We start from the raw sequence: 17437 nt of genomic DNA, 5'->3' as shown, positions 1-17437 counted from the left end.
CAGAAAATCATTCCAGATTCGCATGATATTTCCAGAGTGATTTCATATCCACATGCTCCCGTTCCACGATCATTTTTGCGATGATGTCACCCAGCAGCAGCACACTCTGTTCGAAAAGAGAAGTCATGATCTGACAGGAATCAATTTCATCCTCCAGATACTGCTTTGTCCGCACCGGGATTCTGACCATATAATCCGCGTATTCCTTCATCCTGCTGTTCGGATTGGATCCGACATGAACAATCGTACAATGCGGCGCCACCGCTCTTGCTTTCTCCGCAATACCAAGCGGGAAAAGCGATCCGCCGGATCCGGATGCAACGATAAGAAGATCCTTATCCGTAAAACATGGTTCTGTAATCTCACCAACGCAGTGCGCATTGATTCCCAGATGAGCCATCCGCTTGCAGACACTCTGCAGAGACAGCATCACACGGCCGACCCCGACGAAGAAGACCTGATCTGCCCGAAGAATGTCTGCCGTCAGACGCTGTACCGAATCGGGATCAATACTGCTCAACGCCTTCTCCAGTTCATCCAGCACTGCGCGGCATGTCTGTTGATAATCCTCCTTAAATGCCATACTCTCCTCCTTACTCCAGAACGGTCTTCCGGAGCTCGCCAAGCTGCCCAAGGCTCTCCGCCAGCGCGTCTCTTTTCAGACATGTACTGCCCGTCACAAAAATATCCACATCGTGTTTCCCGTACCTTCTGATATTGTCCATAGAGACACGTCCGTCAATTTCAATCTTTGTCGGCAGCACCTGTCTGTCAATCATCTTCCTCAATTCAGCGATCTTTCTGTCTGCGTAAGGTACCTGTGACTCTCCCTTTACGGATGCGTATCCCGGATTGATCAGCATGAGAAGAACCGTATCGCACTTCTCAAGAACGTACTCCAGTTCAGAAAGCGGTGTGGCCGGTTTCAGGGCAACGCCGGCTTTTACGCCGCGGGCATGGATCTTATTGATCGCTCCGTCAAGATGCGGCTGAGTCTCTGCCTGAAACACAATCTGCTGCACACCGATATCAAGAAGTTCATCGATAAAAAATTCCTGAGGATCCGTCATCAGGTGACAGTCAAAGAACAGATTCGTTCTCTTCCTCAGCTGACGCACGGTATCCAGTCCAAGAGGCATGCTCGGGCTGAAATGGCCGTCCAGAATATCCACATGCAGCATCCCGATTCCTGATTGTTCCAGAACCCGCATCTGACTTTCAAGATTGCACATATCAAGACAAATCAGAGACGGGGAAAAGATACAACTTTCTTCCCAGACCGACATTATTCTTTCCTCCCTGCAAGGTATGCTTCAATCTGCTGACGGGTCGGGATCGATGAAATCGCCCCCTTGCTCTGCACGCAGAGACAGCCTGATACATTTCCGTAATTCATGCCGTCACGAATCAGATCAGCTGAAATGTCTGCCGTCTTTGTCACCTGATGGAAACGAAGATAGGAAAGAAATGCCCCCCAGAAGGCATCTCCGGCTCCTGTCGCATCCACCGCTTTCACTCTCTGACCCGGCACTTCAATCGTCTGGTTTCCGAAAAAGGCTTTCGCCCCCTGACTCCCCAGCGTTTCAACAAGCATGGTGAGTCCGTTCTTCTCCATAAGCTGCTGAAACGATGCTTCACCTCCGAGCATTCCTGCTTCCTCTTCGGAAATTTTCAGCATATCCACACAGGGCAGAACGCCCATCACAGCCTCCGTGCATGCGGTCAGATCATCTTCCCACATCAGATTCCGGTAATTGACATCGAAAGAAACCAGTTTCCCTTTCTCATGTGCCATCCGGAGCGCCTTCTCTGTGGCTTCCCGTTCCGGATGAGCAGACAGGGAGCATGACCCTGCATGGATGATTGCTGCCTCATCGATGTCTGACTCCTTTACTTCGTCTTCGGAGAGCATCATATCGGCACCCGGCTTCCTCGCAAAGGTGAATACCCGTTCACCGTCCTCTCTGAGCGTAACAAACGCAAGCGTCGTGACCGCTTCATCACACAGAGCCGGCACAGCCTGGCCGACACCATTCTGCCGCAATGTTTCCATCAGAAAACGTCCGAATTCATCGTTTCCCACCTTACAGGCCATTCTGGCTTTCAGTCCGTTCTTCGCCGCTGTAATTGCCACATTCGCCGGTGCGCCGCCCGCCTTCCTTAAATAGCTTCCCGGCTCACTTCCCGGAATCATATCGATAACCATTTCGCCAATGCAATAGATATCAACCATATCCTGCCTCTTCTCATCATCATCCATCGGCATTTATAAGTTCACCTTACAAATCGGAGTATACTCACGCAAATGCGCAAAATCAATCTGCTATAATAGATAAAATCTTTCTGTCCTACTTGTTACATCTTCATAATCATATCAAAACGAGGCACGCTTCATCAGCACGCCCCGTCATCTGGCAATTCCCGTATTTATGAAACAGTCAGCCCTCAAATGCCTCACCCGTTCAGTTCTCTGCTCTTCTCCTCAATGATCTCAACGACCTCCTCCCCGATTCTGCGCTGTGCCTCCGCAGTTCCGGAACCGATGTGGGGAGTTGCCGTGACATGCGGGTGACCGGCGAGATACCAGTTCGCCGCCTTTTCCGTCATCCAGACATCAATGCCGGCCGCCCTCACCTTGCCCGAATTCAGCGCGTCGTAAAGAGCGTTTTCGTCCAGATTCTTCGCACGCGAGACATTGATCACGGAGACGCCGTCCTTCATATCGGCAAAAGCGTCTGCGTCAAGAATCGGCTTCTCAGCCGGAGGCGCGCACAGAACTATGAAGTCGGAACGCTCCAGCAGTTCCTGCATCGAGACAAACTGCATCGTCTCACTCTCGCAGTCCGCCGGCTTATGGCAATGAACAACGGACAGGACATGCATGCCGAGCGCCTGAACCTTTCTTCCGAGACACTGACCGATCCGTCCGTAGCCGATGATGCCGCAGATCTTCCCTTCCAGCTCAATTCCTTTGCTGTATCCCTTCTTGTCCCATTTCTGTTCCCTGAGATCATGCGTCGCCGGCGCGATACCCCGTGCGCAGGAAAGGAGGAAGCCGAGCGCCAGCTCCGCCACTGCGTTGGAGGGCGCCTTCGGCGTGTTGCGGACTTCGATTCCGGCCGCCCGCGCGTAATCCACGCTGATGTTGTCCAGACCGACGCCTGCGCGGACGATCAGCTTCAGCCGGCTCCCTTTGGCCGCGTCGATTTCCGCCTCCTTCACTTTGGTCGCGGAACGCACAACTACCACGTCGAAATCCCGGATCGCGTTTCCTACCTCACTCTGCTCAAAGTGTTCTTCCACCACTTCATGTCCGCCAGCGGTCAGCCTCTCCACCGCTGGTTTTGCAAGACCATCCGTCGCCAGTATCCTCATGTTCGTTTCCTCCTTAATATGACATTTTGTCTGGCCTGCGAAATGTTTTTCTCTGCAAACATTGTACCATACAGGAGTCAGAAATGCTTGTGTTTTTGTTATCTTTCGGGTAACTTGTCAGAAATCTGCGAATACAAATCAAAGCTGTTCTGATTTCAGGCAGAAACCGCCTTGCCACTGCTTTCTGCTCTTCTGTCATCACCCCCTCTCTTCCAATGTACACGCCGTACTTCCACCGTCATCCGATATAGGGTCCCGCACTTGAAATTCCAATGCGATTGCGATAAATTACGTTATGTGCATAATAATCGCTGAAGGTTTTATCCTATACCGTCTGGTTTCATCAGACGGTTATTTTTTGCCTTATTCTGGGGATTTGTTAAGGGTTCTTTGTGATGTAATGTTTTATCCGTCTTCATTCGTTTTCATCGGTTATCACATGCAGATGTGCTACAAACTGTGATAATTTCTGTGTTGTATTCTCCGGCTTCCGTGCATAACCAGCTGCGCTCTCAGATGTCGCCGATGGGGGTTGTTCCACTGCTGTTTGCAAAGTAACGGCCACCCTGAATCACATGCTTGCCGCCTCACGCGCTAAATGCGTTGTGGGCGGCAAGCTCTTCTTTCACTATTTCCGAACCAGATAATCGTGCTTGCTATACCACTTAATTCTGCTTACTGTACCACTTTCAAAAAGTGCAGTTTTCCCCGTATTTTCGTGGTTTTTGACTTACTGTACCACTTTTCCGAATGCCTCCGGGAAGTCGTCGATTATGAAAAAGGAAGTTCAAACGGTTCTTCTGTTTCCGGAGGATCTTGGACAATCGGAATATCACCGTCTTTTTCTTCTTTCATCAGAAATGCGCTTATGAGGGTTTGTGTCAGTCCGTCGTCTTTCCCCTGCAAGGCATTAACGACACTGCTGTATGTTGAAATCAGCTCTTTCAGGCGCTTATTGTTGGTAATGTAGACGCCGCGCCCGGAAAAGGCTTCTTCGTCCGCTGGAAAATCAATACACTTTTGTTCATAGAGGTAGTTCAGCATATTCATGAAATCGTTATACGTGTATTGATGACTGATCCCAAGAAGCGAATCGACAGAGCAATCGAAGTAGTTGGCTATTTTAATAACTATGTCGAGCGTTGGTGCCTGTTTTCCGTTTATGACTTTACTAATGGTTGCTTTGTTGATACCTAATGCGCCTGCCATCTCTTCTTGCGTTTTCTTTCCGATCAACCTTTTGAAGTTTGTCTGAAATGCTGAATAGTCCATCTTTTCCCCCTTTGCAAATATAGCGAATGCCTCATTGCAATCATCTAATAGAGTTTATGCGAACTCTTACTTGCAATATTAGCATTACATTTGCGCATTTGTAAATAGAAGCACACAAATGCGCTCAATAAGAATATCGGTAAATTTATTGAATTGAATTCTTTATGTTTCTTCATAGTCTTGTAAAGCGTAGCGTGCGGGGATATAATGCGGTAAGAGGATACGACTATTTCATTTTTGGAGGGAAAAAATGCGTAAAAGAAAAGAAATCAAGGGACAGGAAAAGCGAATGCTGACCAGGCAGGAGGCCGCTAGTTATTTGGGTGTTGGGCTGCGTGCCGCGCGGGAGTTTTGCGACAGCTGTAACGCTACGCGTCATATCGGCGGAAGAGTTGTATTTGACCGCGCCGCGATTGACCGCGCTCTCGATATGGAGACGCCCGCATGACGGTCCAGGAAATAAAAGAAACGGTTCGGATGTCCGACCTGTTCGCAAGGTACGGCATCGCGGTTAACCGGAACGGCTTCGCGCTCTGCCCGTTTCATTCCGAACACACGCCGTCGTGCAAGGTATACAACGATTCGTTCTATTGCTTCGGTTGCCACGCCGGCGGGGATGCTTTCACCTTCGTTGAGAAAATGGAAGGGTGCGGATTTCGGGAGGCATTCCGGATGCTAGGCGGGACGGATCCGGACAAGCCTCTGACCGATCTGCAAATAATTCAGGCGGCGCGGCGAAGGCGAAGAGCGGCAGCGGCAGCGGCGAGGCTGACCGCTGCCCGCTCGAAGTATATTGCAGTGTGTCAGAAGCTGGACAGGTATAGAAAGGTCATGCAGACAGCGGAGCCGTTCAACAGCGAATGGTGCGCCGCAGGAAGGGTGATCGAACAGACTGCCTACTTTGCGGATTGTGCCCGACTTGAACTTGAAGAGGCGGAAGGAGGGAATCGGCATGGATCTGATGAAACCCGACGAATTGACATCTGATGAGATTCTGTCAGATCCCGTGATTGACGCTATCTTTGGGGATCAAAGCGCGGAAGGCCGAAGCGGAAAGATTATGGATCTTTCCGCAAGGGCCGAACGTCTTGGTGTTTACGAACAGTTCCGCACTCGGATAGCGGAAGCCCAGAGAGACATAGCAAGCGCGCGGGCTGGCGATCATAAGCCCGTCCAGATGCGCAAGGTTTCCGAAGTCCAGAAGGAATCGATTCGGTGGCTTATTCCGAACATAGTCCCGCGAATGGGGGTTACTTTAATGGCCGGCGATGGTGGAACTGGAAAAACGTCGCTATGGTGCGATATAGCAGCAGCGGTGTCAACCGGCCGCGCGCCCGCCCTGAGTCCTGTTCCGTTCGATGACCACGACCCGGAAGATGTTCTATTTTTCAGTAGCGAAGATAGCATGTCCTATGTTCTGCGGGATCGTCTGGAAAAGGCCGGCGCGAATCTGGACAAGATTCGCGGTCTTGACGTCGGAGACGGCGACATTAAGAAAATCACGTTCGGTTCTTCTGAGCTTGAGCGCCTGATTGATGAATACCGTCCAGGTCTTGTGATTTTCGACCCGCTTCAGAGTTTTATTCCGGCCGATGTAAATATGTCGCAGCGCAACGCCATGCGGGACGCCGTGACTCCGCTTCCTATCCTTGGCGAAAAGTATGGAACCGCATTTATTATTATACTCCACACGAACAAGCGTCAAAATGCATGGGGCCGAAACCGGATTTCTGACAGCTCTGATTTGTGGGATTTTGCGCGGAGCGTGCTTATTGTGGGCGACACTGGGGAGAACGGCATCCGCTATTGCTCCAATGAAAAAAATAACTACGCTCCGAAGGCCGATACACTTTTATTTCGTGTGGAGAACGGCCACATTAAGACGTGTGGTCGCACTGACAAGAAAGATCGTGAATATGTGCTAGAGAGTGCGAAGCCTTCAGAGAGAAGGCGAGAAGCACCCGCAAGGGATACTGCGAAGAAATTTATTCTTAACTATCTGGAAAGCGTAGAATCGAAGCCGTACAAAGACGTTGAAGAGGCGGCATTGGCAGCGGGAATATCTAAGAGCGCATTCAAGCGGGTAAAATGCGATTTGGAGCGCGAAGGCAGAATCGAGGTGAAAAGCAGTGGGTATGGAAAAGATAAGAAATATTTCTGGACATTGAAGGAAGAACCCGCCCGCGGCGGCTGAATCTTCTGCCTGCCGATCTTTGCTGTACCGCTTATCGCCGCACCTTCTGGGGCATTCGCGATAAGTGGTACAGCAAGCGAAAAAGCCTGCAACTGTAGGAAAAACTTTACTGTGCCATGGTGGTACAGCAAGCAACTATGGTCTGATCTAGTAAGGCCGAAAGATCTTTGATAGAGAAAGGACAAACGATAATGCAGGAAAGAAAGATCGATGAAATCACGCACATCACGGGAACAACGCTAAGACGGCTTGAACAGTCCGGCTGTAAGTGGAGTCCTGCGCCTTTTAAGACGTACGTGTGTTTTGTTCGCAGGTCCCCTTTTGCGACAGGTGATGAAGTTGATGGCTGTTCTTACCTGCTCTACGACCGCGGTAAAGAAGGTTATGCCCTTCTGGAATATAGAGTGCAATCCAAATCCATTGCGTACCGCATCATGCCAATTCCGCGAGATGTTGCTTTCGCTTGCCTTGTTGATACGGAATGATCTGAATTGATCAAAAAATCCCCCCGTCAAAATTTCCGTCGTTTTTCTTTTGGGGCGAACGGGATGCGGGGTGGGAAACTTCGGAACTCTGCTCGCGCGCGCGAGGAAATATCTACGGTCACGCGGTCAGCGGCGGCATTAGGAAGTTCAGCAGGACAAGGACAAGCCACGCTGAAGACGTAGCCATGAACTACGAGAAAAACGGATTGATGCTTTGACTGATCGCCGCGTGATATATGCCAGGGCGGCCGCTGCCGCCTCCGGCTATGATGATTTTTCGCCGCGGGTTTCGTCCTGATCCGCATCGCCGCTTAAAGGTCCTCGGGCAATCTTTTCGTCGAGAGCGGAAACGGCGAACTGATTAAGAGACATCCCCCATGCAACTGCCTGAGATTTGTAATATTCCTTGTTACGTCCGCTCTTTGGAACGTGAACCGCGATGGTTTCAATTGTCTCTTTGTGGTATTTGTTTGTGGCGCGCTTGCGAGCTTCCGTGTTTCCGCGATAGTTTGTCTTTTTTTCGTTCATGAGGCGGTCCCCTGATGCTTCTACTGTGCGTGACTATACTTTTTTCATCATGAATAGTATATCACGTTAAAGCAAGTGTGTACACGTATAATAGTAGACAAATATGTGTGCGCACATTCGGCACATTTCCAATAGCGTGATACGTGTAGACACGTTATAATATGATCAGGAAAGGAAGGTACATTGCAATGATGAAGGACGATTACAAGAGAGAGAACGGAGCACATCGGGCTGTACTGGCCTATATGAAGGCTGTCAAGGATCACGAAACTTTTGACCTGACGCCCTACGAACTTTGCGCCGCGATGGAGGCCGTCAGAGGCGGCAGCGGGGATGCTGGATGGGATGCGCTGATTGCCGTGTATGCGCTTGGATTTGAGCGCGGAAGGGCGTTCGCCGCTGCCGCGGCGGGCTCTGCTGCCTGTGCGCAAGATACGGCCTTAGGGCCGCGCCTGAGACGCCTCAGAGGGTCCGCGACGGAGTGTGAAGCGGCACGCGAGTTGAATATAAGCCTGTGCGCCCTGAGGGCCTACGAAAGCGGTCAGCGCGTTCCACGAGATGAAGTGAAGATTGCTTTTGCAAGGTACTACAATGTACCTGTTGATGAGCTGTTTCCCTGCCCCGCTGCCGGCCGACTTTTGACAGGCAGTGCGACAACGTGAAAGCGGCCGTTGTTCTATCGATATGATTGTTGTATCGGCATTGTTGTATCGGCGCGGATATTTTTCCGCGCCGAACATAATAATGCAGGTCAGATAATGACAATGGGGGACTTGTGATGGCAAGGAGAAAGAAAAGCAATGGCTATATTAGAAGGACGTTCACGTTCGACGGAAAACGGTATTCCGTTTATGGGAAAACCGCCCGCGAGGCCGTCGAGAAGGAAGCAAATCGGAGGAAGGTACTTGAGGAAGGGCAGAGAAGGCGTCATAACCCGACACTGTTTGAATACTACGAAGATTTTACCGCTGCCAGAAGGCATGAAGTAAAAGAAAACACGCTTCGCGCGGAAGCATATTGTTTCAAGGCGACGGCGAATGAGAAAGTCGCCGGAGGAAAAAAGATTGGAGATCTTCGCATGTCGGACATTACGCGCCGCGACATTGAGCATGTACGTGAATCTCTTCTTGCGCGTGGGGTAGCTCCTCAGACAATTAACCAGTATCTAAGCCATCTGGGGCATGTCTTTCGAGCCGCTGTATTGGATGACACTATTATTAAAAGTCCGTGCATTGGGCTGAAAGCGCTGAGGCGCACAGATCCGCCGGCGACAAAGACAAAGCACCGGGCATTGACAGAAGAAGAGACGCGCCGATTCTTTGAAGCCGCATCAAAAAAGAATGATCCATTCTTGAACCTGTTTAAGCTGATGATTCATACAGGAATGCGGTTGGGCGAGGCAGCGGCGCTATATCCGGCCGACATTGACCGCCTTCATGGATTTATTCATATCCGGCGGACCCTCACGCAAAATCATTTTGGTGCGCGGGTCGTGGGGCAAAGCACGAAGACCAAATCCGGCACGCGGGATATTCCGTTGACCGATGAGGCCGCGGAAATCATTCACAATCAGCAGGGAACGAATGCCCTTCTATTCGAAGGAGACTTGTCGGGACTTCTTTTCCGTTCCGTGACAGGCGGCGCAATTCACGAAAACAACATAAACCAGCACATACGGAATATCTGCAAGGCGGCGGGAATCGATCCGTTTACTTCTCACGCCTTCAGAGACACCTACGCAACGCGCTTCATTGAACAACGGCCCGGAGATTTTAAGATTCTTTCTGAACTGCTAGGACACAGTGACACGCGTATCACGCTCGATCTTTATACGCACGCCATGGTTGAAAAAAAGGTAGAGGCGGCGAAGGCCGTTGCGATAAAAACGAGCTGATGTGCTACGACAAGTGTTAAATATCGCAATATATACGAGTAATTGGCTGTTTTTGGTTAAGTGCATAACAACTGAATATACCTCAACTATTTGATAATGATTATTTTCAGTATAGAGGCTTATCGGTATCCTAGTCATTAGAAGCGTGGCATTTTCCCCGGATAGCTCCGCACTGCAGCATCCGAGCCGTGCTCAGAGGAACCCCGGCATGCGAAACGATCTTGATTTGACAGAAGGAAGTATCGGCAGAAAACTGATCCTGTTCGCGGTTCCGATGATCGCCGGCGATCTCCTGCAGAAGCTGTACAATATCACGGACACGCTGATTGTGGGAAAGGCAATCGGGAGCCGGGCACTGGCTGCGGTCGGATCCGCCTATGCGCTCATGACGTTTCTGACTTCCGTTTTTATCGGTCTGTCCATGGGATCCGGCGTTCTGTTCTCCATCTGCTTCGGTAAAAACGACCGCCGCGCGCTGAAGACCGCCGTCTGGCACGCCTTTCTCCTGATTCTGGTGATCACGCTCGCGCTGAACGCCGCCGTCTGCCTTTTTCTTGATCCGATTCTTGTCTTTCTGGATGTTCCCCGCGAAATTCTCGGTTCCATGCGGGTCTATCTCGTCATCATCTTTACCGGACTGACCGCCACGTCTCTGTATAATTTCGTCGCATGCCTGATGCGGGCTGTCGGAAACTCGGTCACGCCTCTGTGGTTTCTGGGGAGCTCGGCTGTTCTGAACATCATCCTTGATCTGCTCTTTGTGATGGGTTTCCGATGGGGCATCACCGGCGCGGCTGCCGCCACCGTCATCGCGCAGTACGAAGCAGGCATCGGGATCCTGATCTGCTGCATCAGAAAATACCGGGACATCCTCCCCGGCCGTCAAGACCTGAAGTTTGCCCCGGATATCCTGAAGGAGATTCTGGATCTGTCCGTGCTGACCTGCGCGCAGCAGTCATGCATGAATTTCGGTATTCTTCTCGTACAGCGGCTGGTCGACGGATTCGGAGCCGTCACCATGGCTGCCTTCGCGGCGGCGGTCAAAATCGACGCTTTCGCCTACCTGCCTGTTCAGGACTTCGGCAACGCCTTCTCCATCTTCATCGCCCAGAACCACGGAGCCGGCAGAAAAGACCGTGTCCGGTCCGGATTCCGTGCAGCGACCGGAATCGCCGCCGCCTTCTCGATCGTTCTCTCCCTGCTGATTCAAATGTTTGCCGAACCGCTCATGCGGATCTTCATTCGCGCGGATGAGACGGACGTGATCGCATGCGGCGTCCGCTACCTTCATATCGAAGGCGCCTTTTATATCGGGATCGGATGCCTGTTCCTTCTCTACGGCTACTACAGGGCGATGAACCGTCCGGGTCTGTCGCTTCTGCTGACGGTCATCTCACTCGGGACGCGGGTCGCCCTTGCCTACCTCCTTGCGCCTTCTGTCGGCGAGGTCGGGATCTGGTTGTCCGTTCCAATCGGATGGTTTCTCGCGGACGCAGCGGGGTACGGACTGTATTTTCATCAAAAAAGGACTGTCTGTTCCTGACCTCGCTTCCAGCTTCCGTGATGGAATATGTTCCCGGATCGTCAGCGGTTATTCCCTCTTCCGGATGACAACATGGACCGAATCTCTTTCCCCTTTTCCAAGCATGCTCCGGATGCTCTCATGCCTCCATCCGTTCATGCATCAGCTCCTGTGAAGCGCTCCCGCCCGGCAGCGCCGGTCAGCTTCTGCGCCTGCGGCCTCAGGTACCTTTCTCCGTTTGGCTTTTTCCTCCTGACAGAGGAAGCATTCTTCCTCATGTGAGAAAATCACCCCGACTGCCTGAAGATATGAGTAGATGATCGTGCTTCCGACAAACTGCATGCCGCGTTTTTTGAGATCATCGGAGACCGCGTCCGACAGCGGCGAGCTTGTCCGGCTGCACTCACGGATCACCGTCCCGTTCGTCCATCCCCAGAGATAGCGGTCAAAGCTCCCGTATTCCCGTTGAATATCCCGAAAAAGCGCCGCATTTTTCACGGCCGCACGGATTTTCAGCCTGTTCCGGATGATGGCCGGGTCATTCCGGAGCGATTCCATTTTTTCTTCACTGTACCGGCTGACCTTTTCCGGATCGAAGTCATCGAAGGCCCTCCGGAATGCCTCACGCTTGTTCAGCACGCATTCCCATGAGAGGCCGGCCTGAAACGACTCCAGGAGAAGCATTTCAAACAGCCGACGGTCATCATGAACCGGGATTCCCCACTCCTCATCGTGATACCGGATATACCTCTCATTTTTCGGGCTGCACCAGCTGCAGCGCGTTTTCCCGTCCGGCCACTGTATGGTCATCTGCTCCCGCTCCTTTTTTCGATCATACCAGATTCGTTCGCGTTCTCCCATTCCTTCATCGCAAGAAGGACCTTGTCAAAGCTTCGGCCTTTATCGGTCAAAGAATACTCCACCGTCACCGGAACGGTCGGGCGGACCGTTCGCTGAATGATGCCGTTCACCTCAAGATGACGCAGCGTATCCGTAAGCGATTTGGTGCTGGCTCCGAGCGCGCGGGACAGTTCGCTGAACCGCATCGTGCCGATATGAAGCTGTTCCAGCACCAGAAAAGACCACTTACCGCTGAAAATCTCCGTCACGCGGCGTATGCTCCGAAGACATACCGCATCGTAAACCGGTATCGTCTGTCCCTCCATTCGTTTTCTCCTCCCTTCGAATCGGGTGCCCTCCGATATACTTCAGAAAGTAAAGCTGCTTCATTATATGGAACAATATATAAAAAATGTGCCTGATTCACAAGTGATACCGGCTCCGCTACAATCATTTCATCACATCTGAACCTGACAGTAAAGTCTCATACGGAGGAAAGAAAAATGGAAGCATACAGCAGAAGCAAAGAAACGCAGGCACCGGTCCTTTTCGTCGGACACGGCTCGCCAATGAATGCGATTGAAGACAGCCGCGCCCGAGCCGGATGGTCGGATATGGGAAAACAGCTCGGAAAGCCCTCTGTCATCCTCGCCGTATCCGCACACTGGGCAGCACGGGAGACGCTGGTCAGCGCAGCCGAAAGCAATCGCCAGATCTTTGATATGTACGGGTTTCCGAAAGAACTGTACGAAGTGAAGTACGCGCCTGCAGGATCGCCGGAACTCGCCCGCAAAGCATTGGAGCTCCTCGGCGATGCGGCGAGAGAGGATCATGCCTGGGGAATCGATCACGGCATCTGGAGCATTCTCTCCAATATGTATCCGGAAGCGGATGTTCCGGTCGTCATGATCAGCACCAATATCAACGCCTCTCCAAAGACGCTTTTCGAGATCGGGAAACGACTGCAGCCGTTGCGCCGTGAAGGCGCCATGATCCTCGCAAGCGGCAATGTCGTTCATAACCTCCGGCTTGTGGACTGGAGCATGTCCGGCGGCTATGAGTGGGCGGATGCATTTGACCGCACCATCCGGGACGCCGTCACGGACGGCCGCATCTCTGTTCCGCTTGAGTATCAATCCATTCACGGCTTCCGTCAGTCCGTCCCGACCGCGGAGCACTACGATCCGCTGCTTGTGGCGCTCGGAGCCGTTTCCAATACCGATACGGTCACCGTCTGGAACGAATACAGGGAACTGGGCTCGATGTCCATGACCTCTTACCTTTGGAAGTGACGGGATGCTTCCCCGGATGTCAGTGCCTTCGCTGGCATCCGGGAATCCCGCCCTTAACATCAGCTCCCTCTATACGCGCAGCAGTCAAGAACAGGCACGTCTTCTGATATCAGATAGCAGCGAACCGCCATTTCGACGGCATCGCGATCCTTCCTTCTCAATAGAGGCATTCCGCCTGTTCTTCGTACGGGAAAAACCAGAACAAAGGAGCGATCCCAATCCTGACCGCAGACTCTTATCATCTCAGAAGACGGATCCTCTTCGTCAAAATGAAGGCTGTCACCCGCTCCGACTGCTCCCAGATGACCGGATGAGGTGAATTTCATCCAAATCAGATCAGACTGACTGTATTCATCTCGTATCTTTCGATACGCGCCGTACGGATTCCCGCTCAGCAGATCCTGCAGGAAAGACTGCACATCATCTCATGATCCATCATCGCAAGAATTCTGGCGTACACAAGATGATCGGCGTCCTGTTCGCCTGCCGCCGCAGCATAATGATAGGCCCTCCAAAGATAGAACCAGCCTTCGTCCTGATCGCGCTTCTATTGTGAAAAGCTTTTCTTGGAACTGTAAAAACACTGCCTTGCCTTCCGATACAGCGCGCGTATGTCATCCCAGTTCATCTTATCCGGCATCATAGTGTCGCTCATCTTTCGTTATCCTCCTCTTCAGCAAAGGCAGCCCGGACTTATCCTGAAGGCGTCGCCCCGGGTCGTTTCCTCTGACTCTCGGATCTCCGCGTTTCAGTCTTTTCTTCTGGAAGCACCAGTCCTTTGTGACGTTCAGCGAGATCTGATTGTGATCAGGTTGCATTTGCAAATAAAGTGTCCTTCATGCCGGCTTTACCTGACTTCGCCCGAATCCGTCAGCAGCCCCGCCACCTTGCTTCGCACCAGATCCAGATCCGCCGGCAGCCACGCAACATTATAGAGATGCTGCTTGTCAAGCCACCGTGCCGCTTCATGCTCCAGCAGTTTCAGATGGCCGCTTTTCACCCGGCACAAAAAGCACTGCATGGACAGATGAAAGGACGGGTAATCCTTTTCAACTGTATCCAGCAGGCGGATCGGCTCAACCACCGTATCCAGTTCCTCCCGGATTTCACGAACAATTGCCTGCTCCGCGGATTCGCCCACTTCGATCTTGCCTCCCGGGAATTCCCAGCCATCTTTGAATTCACCGTATCCGCGCTGTGTTGCGAAAATCCTGCCGCCATCCAGAATGACGGCGCAAACCACATGTTTGACTTCCATCCTCATTCCTCTTTCATATAGTCGAAAATGCTCTGAACCCAAACAGGCCGCTCAAAGCGAAGCCGTAAAACGATTCAAATCGTTTCCTCCGTGATGTACTCGTAGAGGTCCTCCCGAACCGGCCGGTCAAGACGCCAGTACATCCGGACGGCCGTCTTGCTCGTACCCGGAAGAACAAATTCCTCCGGCTCCATCTTCTGATCCGGAAACATCTGTCCGAGATAATAAAATTCCTTGGAAATCTTATCATCCTTGTTTTTCCGCACGAACAGATGCACCGCAATATTCCGCTCTTCACAATGAAGAAAGTTCTGAAGATCCTCAGATTCAACGGTGCGGCCTGACTTTGAGATTGCCGTCAGGTGTTCCGGAGCTGTGAACTGATCCTCATACCGCTGCGTAGCCGCTACATTTTCATCCTTCACATAGTTGACGAACACAGGAAACGTCCTGGTCCTGGCATCATACTTGTATCCGCCGATATTAAGCGGCACTTCATTACGCTTCCAGTTAAGAAGATGGCAGACATCCTCATACGTATATTTCTGGTACAGTACCAGATCGGTATTCTTATACCGGGCGGCATAGTCACGCTTATTTCTGTTAATTCCGAAATCGAGCAGTTCCTCAAGGATCGCGCGGAATCGAGTGTTCTGAAGCATTTTCACAAAATCTGGTGTGAGGCGATAGTCCCCCTCACCATTTGGCTCTATCAGTATGCAGTCAGCATATTTCTTCCGTCCGACTTCAGTCGGAAACGTGTTGGTCAGAACACTGATGACACTTTCCCTCAGCAATGCATTATTCTCCGAGGAACTGCTGCCTCTAAGACACAAATCCTTTTGAAAGAGATGATCCGGTTCTTCCAGCGCGTTTTTAAGAAGGATCAGTTCCTCCGGCCTTTTTCCGTCCGCCAGCTTGCCCGATATGAATTCGATCACTTCAGCTTCACGTTCTGGCAGTCTTTCATTATACTCTTTCTCATATCGCACAAGAAAATGATAGTATGATCCGCACTTTTCAAAGATATGGAGAATATCCATTTCGCCATATCGATCAAAATCCATCAGCTTCGGGATGCGTCCTAGCTTATTTCTAAGCACAATCATTGATGTATTTACCGATATGATCTACCGATACGAGATCTTTTGCGGGTGAACTGAGCGCCTTTAGACCTGCATAAAGTCAGGTAAAATCGGCATTTTTCAGTTACTATTTCAACCTGTTTATGGCATCATAGCCTTAGAGATATTACCGATATGAGCAAGGAGTGATACCATGGCTGAAACAAGAATTCCTGAGGAGATCAGGCAGTACCGACCCGGCCCTTGTACTGAGATCAAGCTCATTAGCGGACATTATTACGTATATATGTACCAGTCCCTGCGCCTTCCCAGTGGAAGATGGGGCAAGAAGACCGGAAAAAGCATTGGCACCATTATTCCGGGCACCGGTTTTATTCCGAACAGGAACTACCAGCTTTACACCGGCGATGAGGCCCGGGATGAGATCACCGTTCTTGAGTACGGACAGTATGCCCTGATCGGTGAAGTCGCCAGGGGTATCCGCGCTGCATTGGAAAGCTGCTTCTCGCAAGACCGTGCTTCCCAGATCTTTGCGTATGCCTGCATCCTGTATGCAAACGGGTTTGTCCATCTTGACCAGGTACAGGCTTATTACGAACAGAGCTGGCTGTCGCAGGAATATGCGTCTCTCCCTTTCAAAATGGGGAAAACTGCTCTGGGAAACCTGCTTGATGATCTCGGCCGCCGTACAACGAGGGTCGTTAACTATGAAAACGCAGCAATCCTGAATTCTTCTTCCGCGGTTGCCATTGATGGCCATGCCATCCGATGCTGCTCTGACGATCATGATCTGGGAGAAGCAGGGTATAAATTCAACAGCCTTAAAGAAGACCAGGTAAACCTTCTCATGGGATACGATATCAACACAGGTGCGCCGCTTTTTGCACGTATGGATCGCGGGGCATGCAACGATAAATCCACGATGGAAGACATCACCGACCTGCTTGCGTTCTCCGGGATCCTGTTTGTCGTGGACCGGGGGTTCTATAGCGCTAAAAACCTGAAGATTCTTTCGGCGAACGACAACACTTACATCATTCCGGTTCCTTCCAATACAGATATCTTCCGGAATGCCATGAAAGACATCCAATATACAGACAGTTTCTACTTCCGATCCGGCAAGAAGCATGCCAGGATCGAATATATGTCCCGGAGGATATCGGATAACACCTATGTTTATGTCTTCCGTGACATCGATGAAAACGAAAAGTGCCGTTATAACTACCACCACTGCATGGGACTCGGGCGTTCCGGATATACGCGGGAGAAGTTTGAGCAAAGCAAGGAAACATTCGGTGTGTACGTCCTGCAGAGCAACTGCGCCAAATCCCCAGAAGAAGTGTTCAGCAGGTATAAAAAGCGCTGGGGCATCGAAACGCTTTACCAATACATGAAGAACAAGGCAGACTTCAATGACCTTATGATTTCGGACTACTATAAAGAACAGGGCTTCGCGTTCCTGATGCTTATCACTGGGCAGATCCATCAAAAAATGATCGCTGCGGTAAAGAAACTCGACAACAACGCCATTTCCGTCCATGATATTCTGCTGATGGCAAGATGCATGAAAATGGAACGGCGGGGCAGCAACTGGAATCTCAAAAACGCCAGAAAACGGGATCTCCAGATGCTGAAGCAGCTTGACTTTGAACCGAAGATCACGGTAACGGATTCATAAGGAATCCGGCAACA

At 51.2% G+C, this 17437-nt stretch carries 19 protein-coding genes; 9 read left to right on the top strand and 10 right to left on the bottom strand.

Translation table 11 applies throughout. The features are described 5' to 3' along the window. Window positions 1-7: 7 nt before the first annotated feature. The 5 genes from G4C92_RS12930 to G4C92_RS12910 all read right to left on the bottom strand — a co-directional run bounded on the left by G4C92_RS12930 (window position 8) and on the right by G4C92_RS12910 (window position 4647). Window positions 8-583 carry a phosphoheptose isomerase family protein gene (locus tag G4C92_RS12930; protein ID WP_274940244.1) on the bottom strand — a complete coding sequence of 192 codons (576 nt, stop codon included), beginning with the start codon at window positions 581-583 and terminating at the stop codon, window positions 8-10. Window positions 584-593: 10 nt separating this feature from the next. Further along, window positions 594-1286, bottom strand: coding sequence for a ribulose-phosphate 3-epimerase (locus G4C92_RS12925; RefSeq protein WP_274940243.1), 693 nt, complete (start codon window positions 1284-1286; stop codon window positions 594-596). Continuing rightward, window positions 1286-2266 (bottom strand): carbohydrate kinase family protein, encoded by a 981-nt coding sequence (locus G4C92_RS12920; RefSeq protein WP_274940242.1) that lies wholly within the window; start codon window positions 2264-2266, stop codon window positions 1286-1288. The genes G4C92_RS12925 and G4C92_RS12920 overlap by 1 nt, the downstream gene beginning before the upstream one ends. Window positions 2267-2454: 188 nt before the next feature. Further along, window positions 2455-3375, bottom strand: a complete 921-nt coding sequence (locus G4C92_RS12915; RefSeq protein WP_274940241.1) for an NAD(P)-dependent oxidoreductase — start codon at window positions 3373-3375, stop codon at window positions 2455-2457. Between the two features lie 771 nt (window positions 3376-4146). Further along, the gene (locus G4C92_RS12910; protein WP_274940240.1) at window positions 4147-4647 is read right to left on the bottom strand and encodes a helix-turn-helix domain-containing protein; all 501 of its coding nucleotides are present in this window, start codon (window positions 4645-4647) and stop codon (window positions 4147-4149) included. A 250-nt stretch (window positions 4648-4897) separates the two neighbouring features. Between G4C92_RS12910 and G4C92_RS12905 the strand changes: the two genes are divergently transcribed. The 4 genes from G4C92_RS12905 to G4C92_RS12890 all read left to right on the top strand — a co-directional run bounded on the left by G4C92_RS12905 (window position 4898) and on the right by G4C92_RS12890 (window position 7326). Beyond that, the gene (locus tag G4C92_RS12905; protein WP_274940239.1) at window positions 4898-5095 is read left to right on the top strand and encodes a polyprenyl synthetase solanesyl diphosphate synthase; all 198 of its coding nucleotides are present in this window, start codon (window positions 4898-4900) and stop codon (window positions 5093-5095) included. Beyond that, on the top strand, window positions 5092-5634 hold the full coding sequence (locus G4C92_RS12900; protein WP_274940238.1) for a CHC2 zinc finger domain-containing protein: 543 nt from the start codon (window positions 5092-5094) through the stop codon (window positions 5632-5634). The genes G4C92_RS12905 and G4C92_RS12900 overlap by 4 nt, the downstream gene beginning before the upstream one ends. Beyond that, the gene (locus G4C92_RS12895) at window positions 5600-6841 is read left to right on the top strand and encodes an AAA family ATPase (protein WP_274940237.1); all 1242 of its coding nucleotides are present in this window, start codon (window positions 5600-5602) and stop codon (window positions 6839-6841) included. Before G4C92_RS12900 ends, G4C92_RS12895 begins: the two co-directional genes overlap by 35 nt. A gap of 167 nt (window positions 6842-7008) precedes the next feature. Next, window positions 7009-7326 (top strand): hypothetical protein, encoded by a 318-nt coding sequence (locus G4C92_RS12890; protein WP_274940236.1) that lies wholly within the window; start codon window positions 7009-7011, stop codon window positions 7324-7326. A 264-nt stretch (window positions 7327-7590) separates the two neighbouring features. Here the strand turns inward: G4C92_RS12890 and G4C92_RS12885 are convergent, their stop codons facing one another. Next, window positions 7591-7854 carry a hypothetical protein gene (locus G4C92_RS12885; protein WP_274940235.1) on the bottom strand — a complete coding sequence of 88 codons (264 nt, stop codon included), beginning with the start codon at window positions 7852-7854 and terminating at the stop codon, window positions 7591-7593. A gap of 188 nt (window positions 7855-8042) precedes the next feature. Here G4C92_RS12885 and G4C92_RS12880 point away from each other — a divergent pair, with 188 nt between their 5' ends. From G4C92_RS12880 to G4C92_RS12870, 3 genes are all read left to right on the top strand, one after another. Beyond that, on the top strand, window positions 8043-8516 hold the full coding sequence (locus tag G4C92_RS12880) for a helix-turn-helix domain-containing protein (protein WP_274940234.1): 474 nt from the start codon (window positions 8043-8045) through the stop codon (window positions 8514-8516). Window positions 8517-8632: 116 nt separating this feature from the next. After that, the gene (locus G4C92_RS12875; protein ID WP_274940233.1) at window positions 8633-9748 is read left to right on the top strand and encodes a tyrosine-type recombinase/integrase; all 1116 of its coding nucleotides are present in this window, start codon (window positions 8633-8635) and stop codon (window positions 9746-9748) included. Window positions 9749-9956: 208 nt separating this feature from the next. Then, complete coding sequence (locus tag G4C92_RS12870) at window positions 9957-11291, top strand: MATE family efflux transporter (protein ID WP_274940232.1); 1335 nt, start codon at window positions 9957-9959, stop codon at window positions 11289-11291. Between the two features lie 141 nt (window positions 11292-11432). Here the strand turns inward: G4C92_RS12870 and G4C92_RS12865 are convergent, their stop codons facing one another. Both G4C92_RS12865 and G4C92_RS12860 read right to left on the bottom strand, forming a co-directional pair. Next, window positions 11433-12074, bottom strand: a complete 642-nt coding sequence (locus G4C92_RS12865) for a DNA-3-methyladenine glycosylase I (protein WP_334299949.1) — start codon at window positions 12072-12074, stop codon at window positions 11433-11435. A 2-nt stretch (window positions 12075-12076) separates the two neighbouring features. Beyond that, complete coding sequence (locus tag G4C92_RS12860) at window positions 12077-12436, bottom strand: winged helix-turn-helix transcriptional regulator (protein WP_274940230.1); 360 nt, start codon at window positions 12434-12436, stop codon at window positions 12077-12079. A 177-nt stretch (window positions 12437-12613) separates the two neighbouring features. Between G4C92_RS12860 and ygiD the strand changes: the two genes are divergently transcribed. Next, complete coding sequence (ygiD, locus tag G4C92_RS12855; protein WP_274940229.1) at window positions 12614-13402, top strand: 4,5-DOPA-extradiol-dioxygenase; 789 nt, start codon at window positions 12614-12616, stop codon at window positions 13400-13402. 847 nt (window positions 13403-14249) lie between these two features. Here ygiD and G4C92_RS12850 read toward each other — a convergent pair. Next, entirely contained in the window at window positions 14250-14660 is a 411-nt protein-coding gene (locus G4C92_RS12850; RefSeq protein WP_274940228.1) for a (deoxy)nucleoside triphosphate pyrophosphohydrolase, read from the bottom strand. Window positions 14661-14734: 74 nt separating this feature from the next. Continuing rightward, on the bottom strand, window positions 14735-15727 hold the full coding sequence (locus G4C92_RS12845) for a DUF3427 domain-containing protein (protein ID WP_274940227.1): 993 nt from the start codon (window positions 15725-15727) through the stop codon (window positions 14735-14737). Between the two features lie 211 nt (window positions 15728-15938). Here G4C92_RS12845 and G4C92_RS12840 point away from each other — a divergent pair, with 211 nt between their 5' ends. Next, window positions 15939-17423, top strand: coding sequence for a transposase (locus tag G4C92_RS12840; RefSeq protein WP_274940226.1), 1485 nt, complete (start codon window positions 15939-15941; stop codon window positions 17421-17423). Window positions 17424-17437 lie beyond the last annotated feature (14 nt).

Origin of the sequence: Chordicoccus furentiruminis (assembly GCF_019355395.1) — a bacterium.
Lineage (GTDB): Bacteria > Bacillota > Clostridia > Lachnospirales > Lachnospiraceae > Chordicoccus > Chordicoccus furentiruminis.
This window is presented reverse-complemented; position numbering and strand designations above follow the sequence as displayed.

Bases quoted from the DNA above. Each gene is read 5' to 3' on its own strand.
- G4C92_RS12840 (WP_274940226.1), top strand. From the start codon at position 15,939: ATGGCTGAAACAAGAATTCCTGAGGAGATCAGGCAGTACCGACCCGGC.
- G4C92_RS12850 (WP_274940228.1), bottom strand. From the start codon at position 14,660: ATGGAAGTCAAACATGTGGTTTGCGCCGTCATTCTGGATGGCGGCAGG.
- G4C92_RS12860 (WP_274940230.1), bottom strand. From the start codon at position 12,436: ATGGAGGGACAGACGATACCGGTTTACGATGCGGTATGTCTTCGGAGC.
- ygiD (WP_274940229.1), top strand. From the start codon at position 12,614: ATGGAAGCATACAGCAGAAGCAAAGAAACGCAGGCACCGGTCCTTTTC.
- G4C92_RS12915 (WP_274940241.1), bottom strand. From the start codon at position 3,375: ATGAGGATACTGGCGACGGATGGTCTTGCAAAACCAGCGGTGGAGAGG.
- G4C92_RS12930 (WP_274940244.1), bottom strand. From the start codon at position 583: ATGGCATTTAAGGAGGATTATCAACAGACATGCCGCGCAGTGCTGGAT.
- G4C92_RS12925 (WP_274940243.1), bottom strand. From the start codon at position 1,286: ATGTCGGTCTGGGAAGAAAGTTGTATCTTTTCCCCGTCTCTGATTTGT.
- G4C92_RS12900 (WP_274940238.1), top strand. From the start codon at position 5,092: ATGACGGTCCAGGAAATAAAAGAAACGGTTCGGATGTCCGACCTGTTC.
- G4C92_RS12895 (WP_274940237.1), top strand. From the start codon at position 5,600: ATGGATCTGATGAAACCCGACGAATTGACATCTGATGAGATTCTGTCA.
- G4C92_RS12905 (WP_274940239.1), top strand. From the start codon at position 4,898: ATGCGTAAAAGAAAAGAAATCAAGGGACAGGAAAAGCGAATGCTGACC.
- G4C92_RS12910 (WP_274940240.1), bottom strand. From the start codon at position 4,647: ATGGACTATTCAGCATTTCAGACAAACTTCAAAAGGTTGATCGGAAAG.
- G4C92_RS12920 (WP_274940242.1), bottom strand. From the start codon at position 2,266: ATGCCGATGGATGATGATGAGAAGAGGCAGGATATGGTTGATATCTAT.
- G4C92_RS12845 (WP_274940227.1), bottom strand. From the start codon at position 15,727: ATGGATTTTGATCGATATGGCGAAATGGATATTCTCCATATCTTTGAA.
- G4C92_RS12885 (WP_274940235.1), bottom strand. From the start codon at position 7,854: ATGAACGAAAAAAAGACAAACTATCGCGGAAACACGGAAGCTCGCAAG.
- G4C92_RS12880 (WP_274940234.1), top strand. From the start codon at position 8,043: ATGATGAAGGACGATTACAAGAGAGAGAACGGAGCACATCGGGCTGTA.
- G4C92_RS12870 (WP_274940232.1), top strand. From the start codon at position 9,957: ATGCGAAACGATCTTGATTTGACAGAAGGAAGTATCGGCAGAAAACTG.
- G4C92_RS12875 (WP_274940233.1), top strand. From the start codon at position 8,633: ATGGCAAGGAGAAAGAAAAGCAATGGCTATATTAGAAGGACGTTCACG.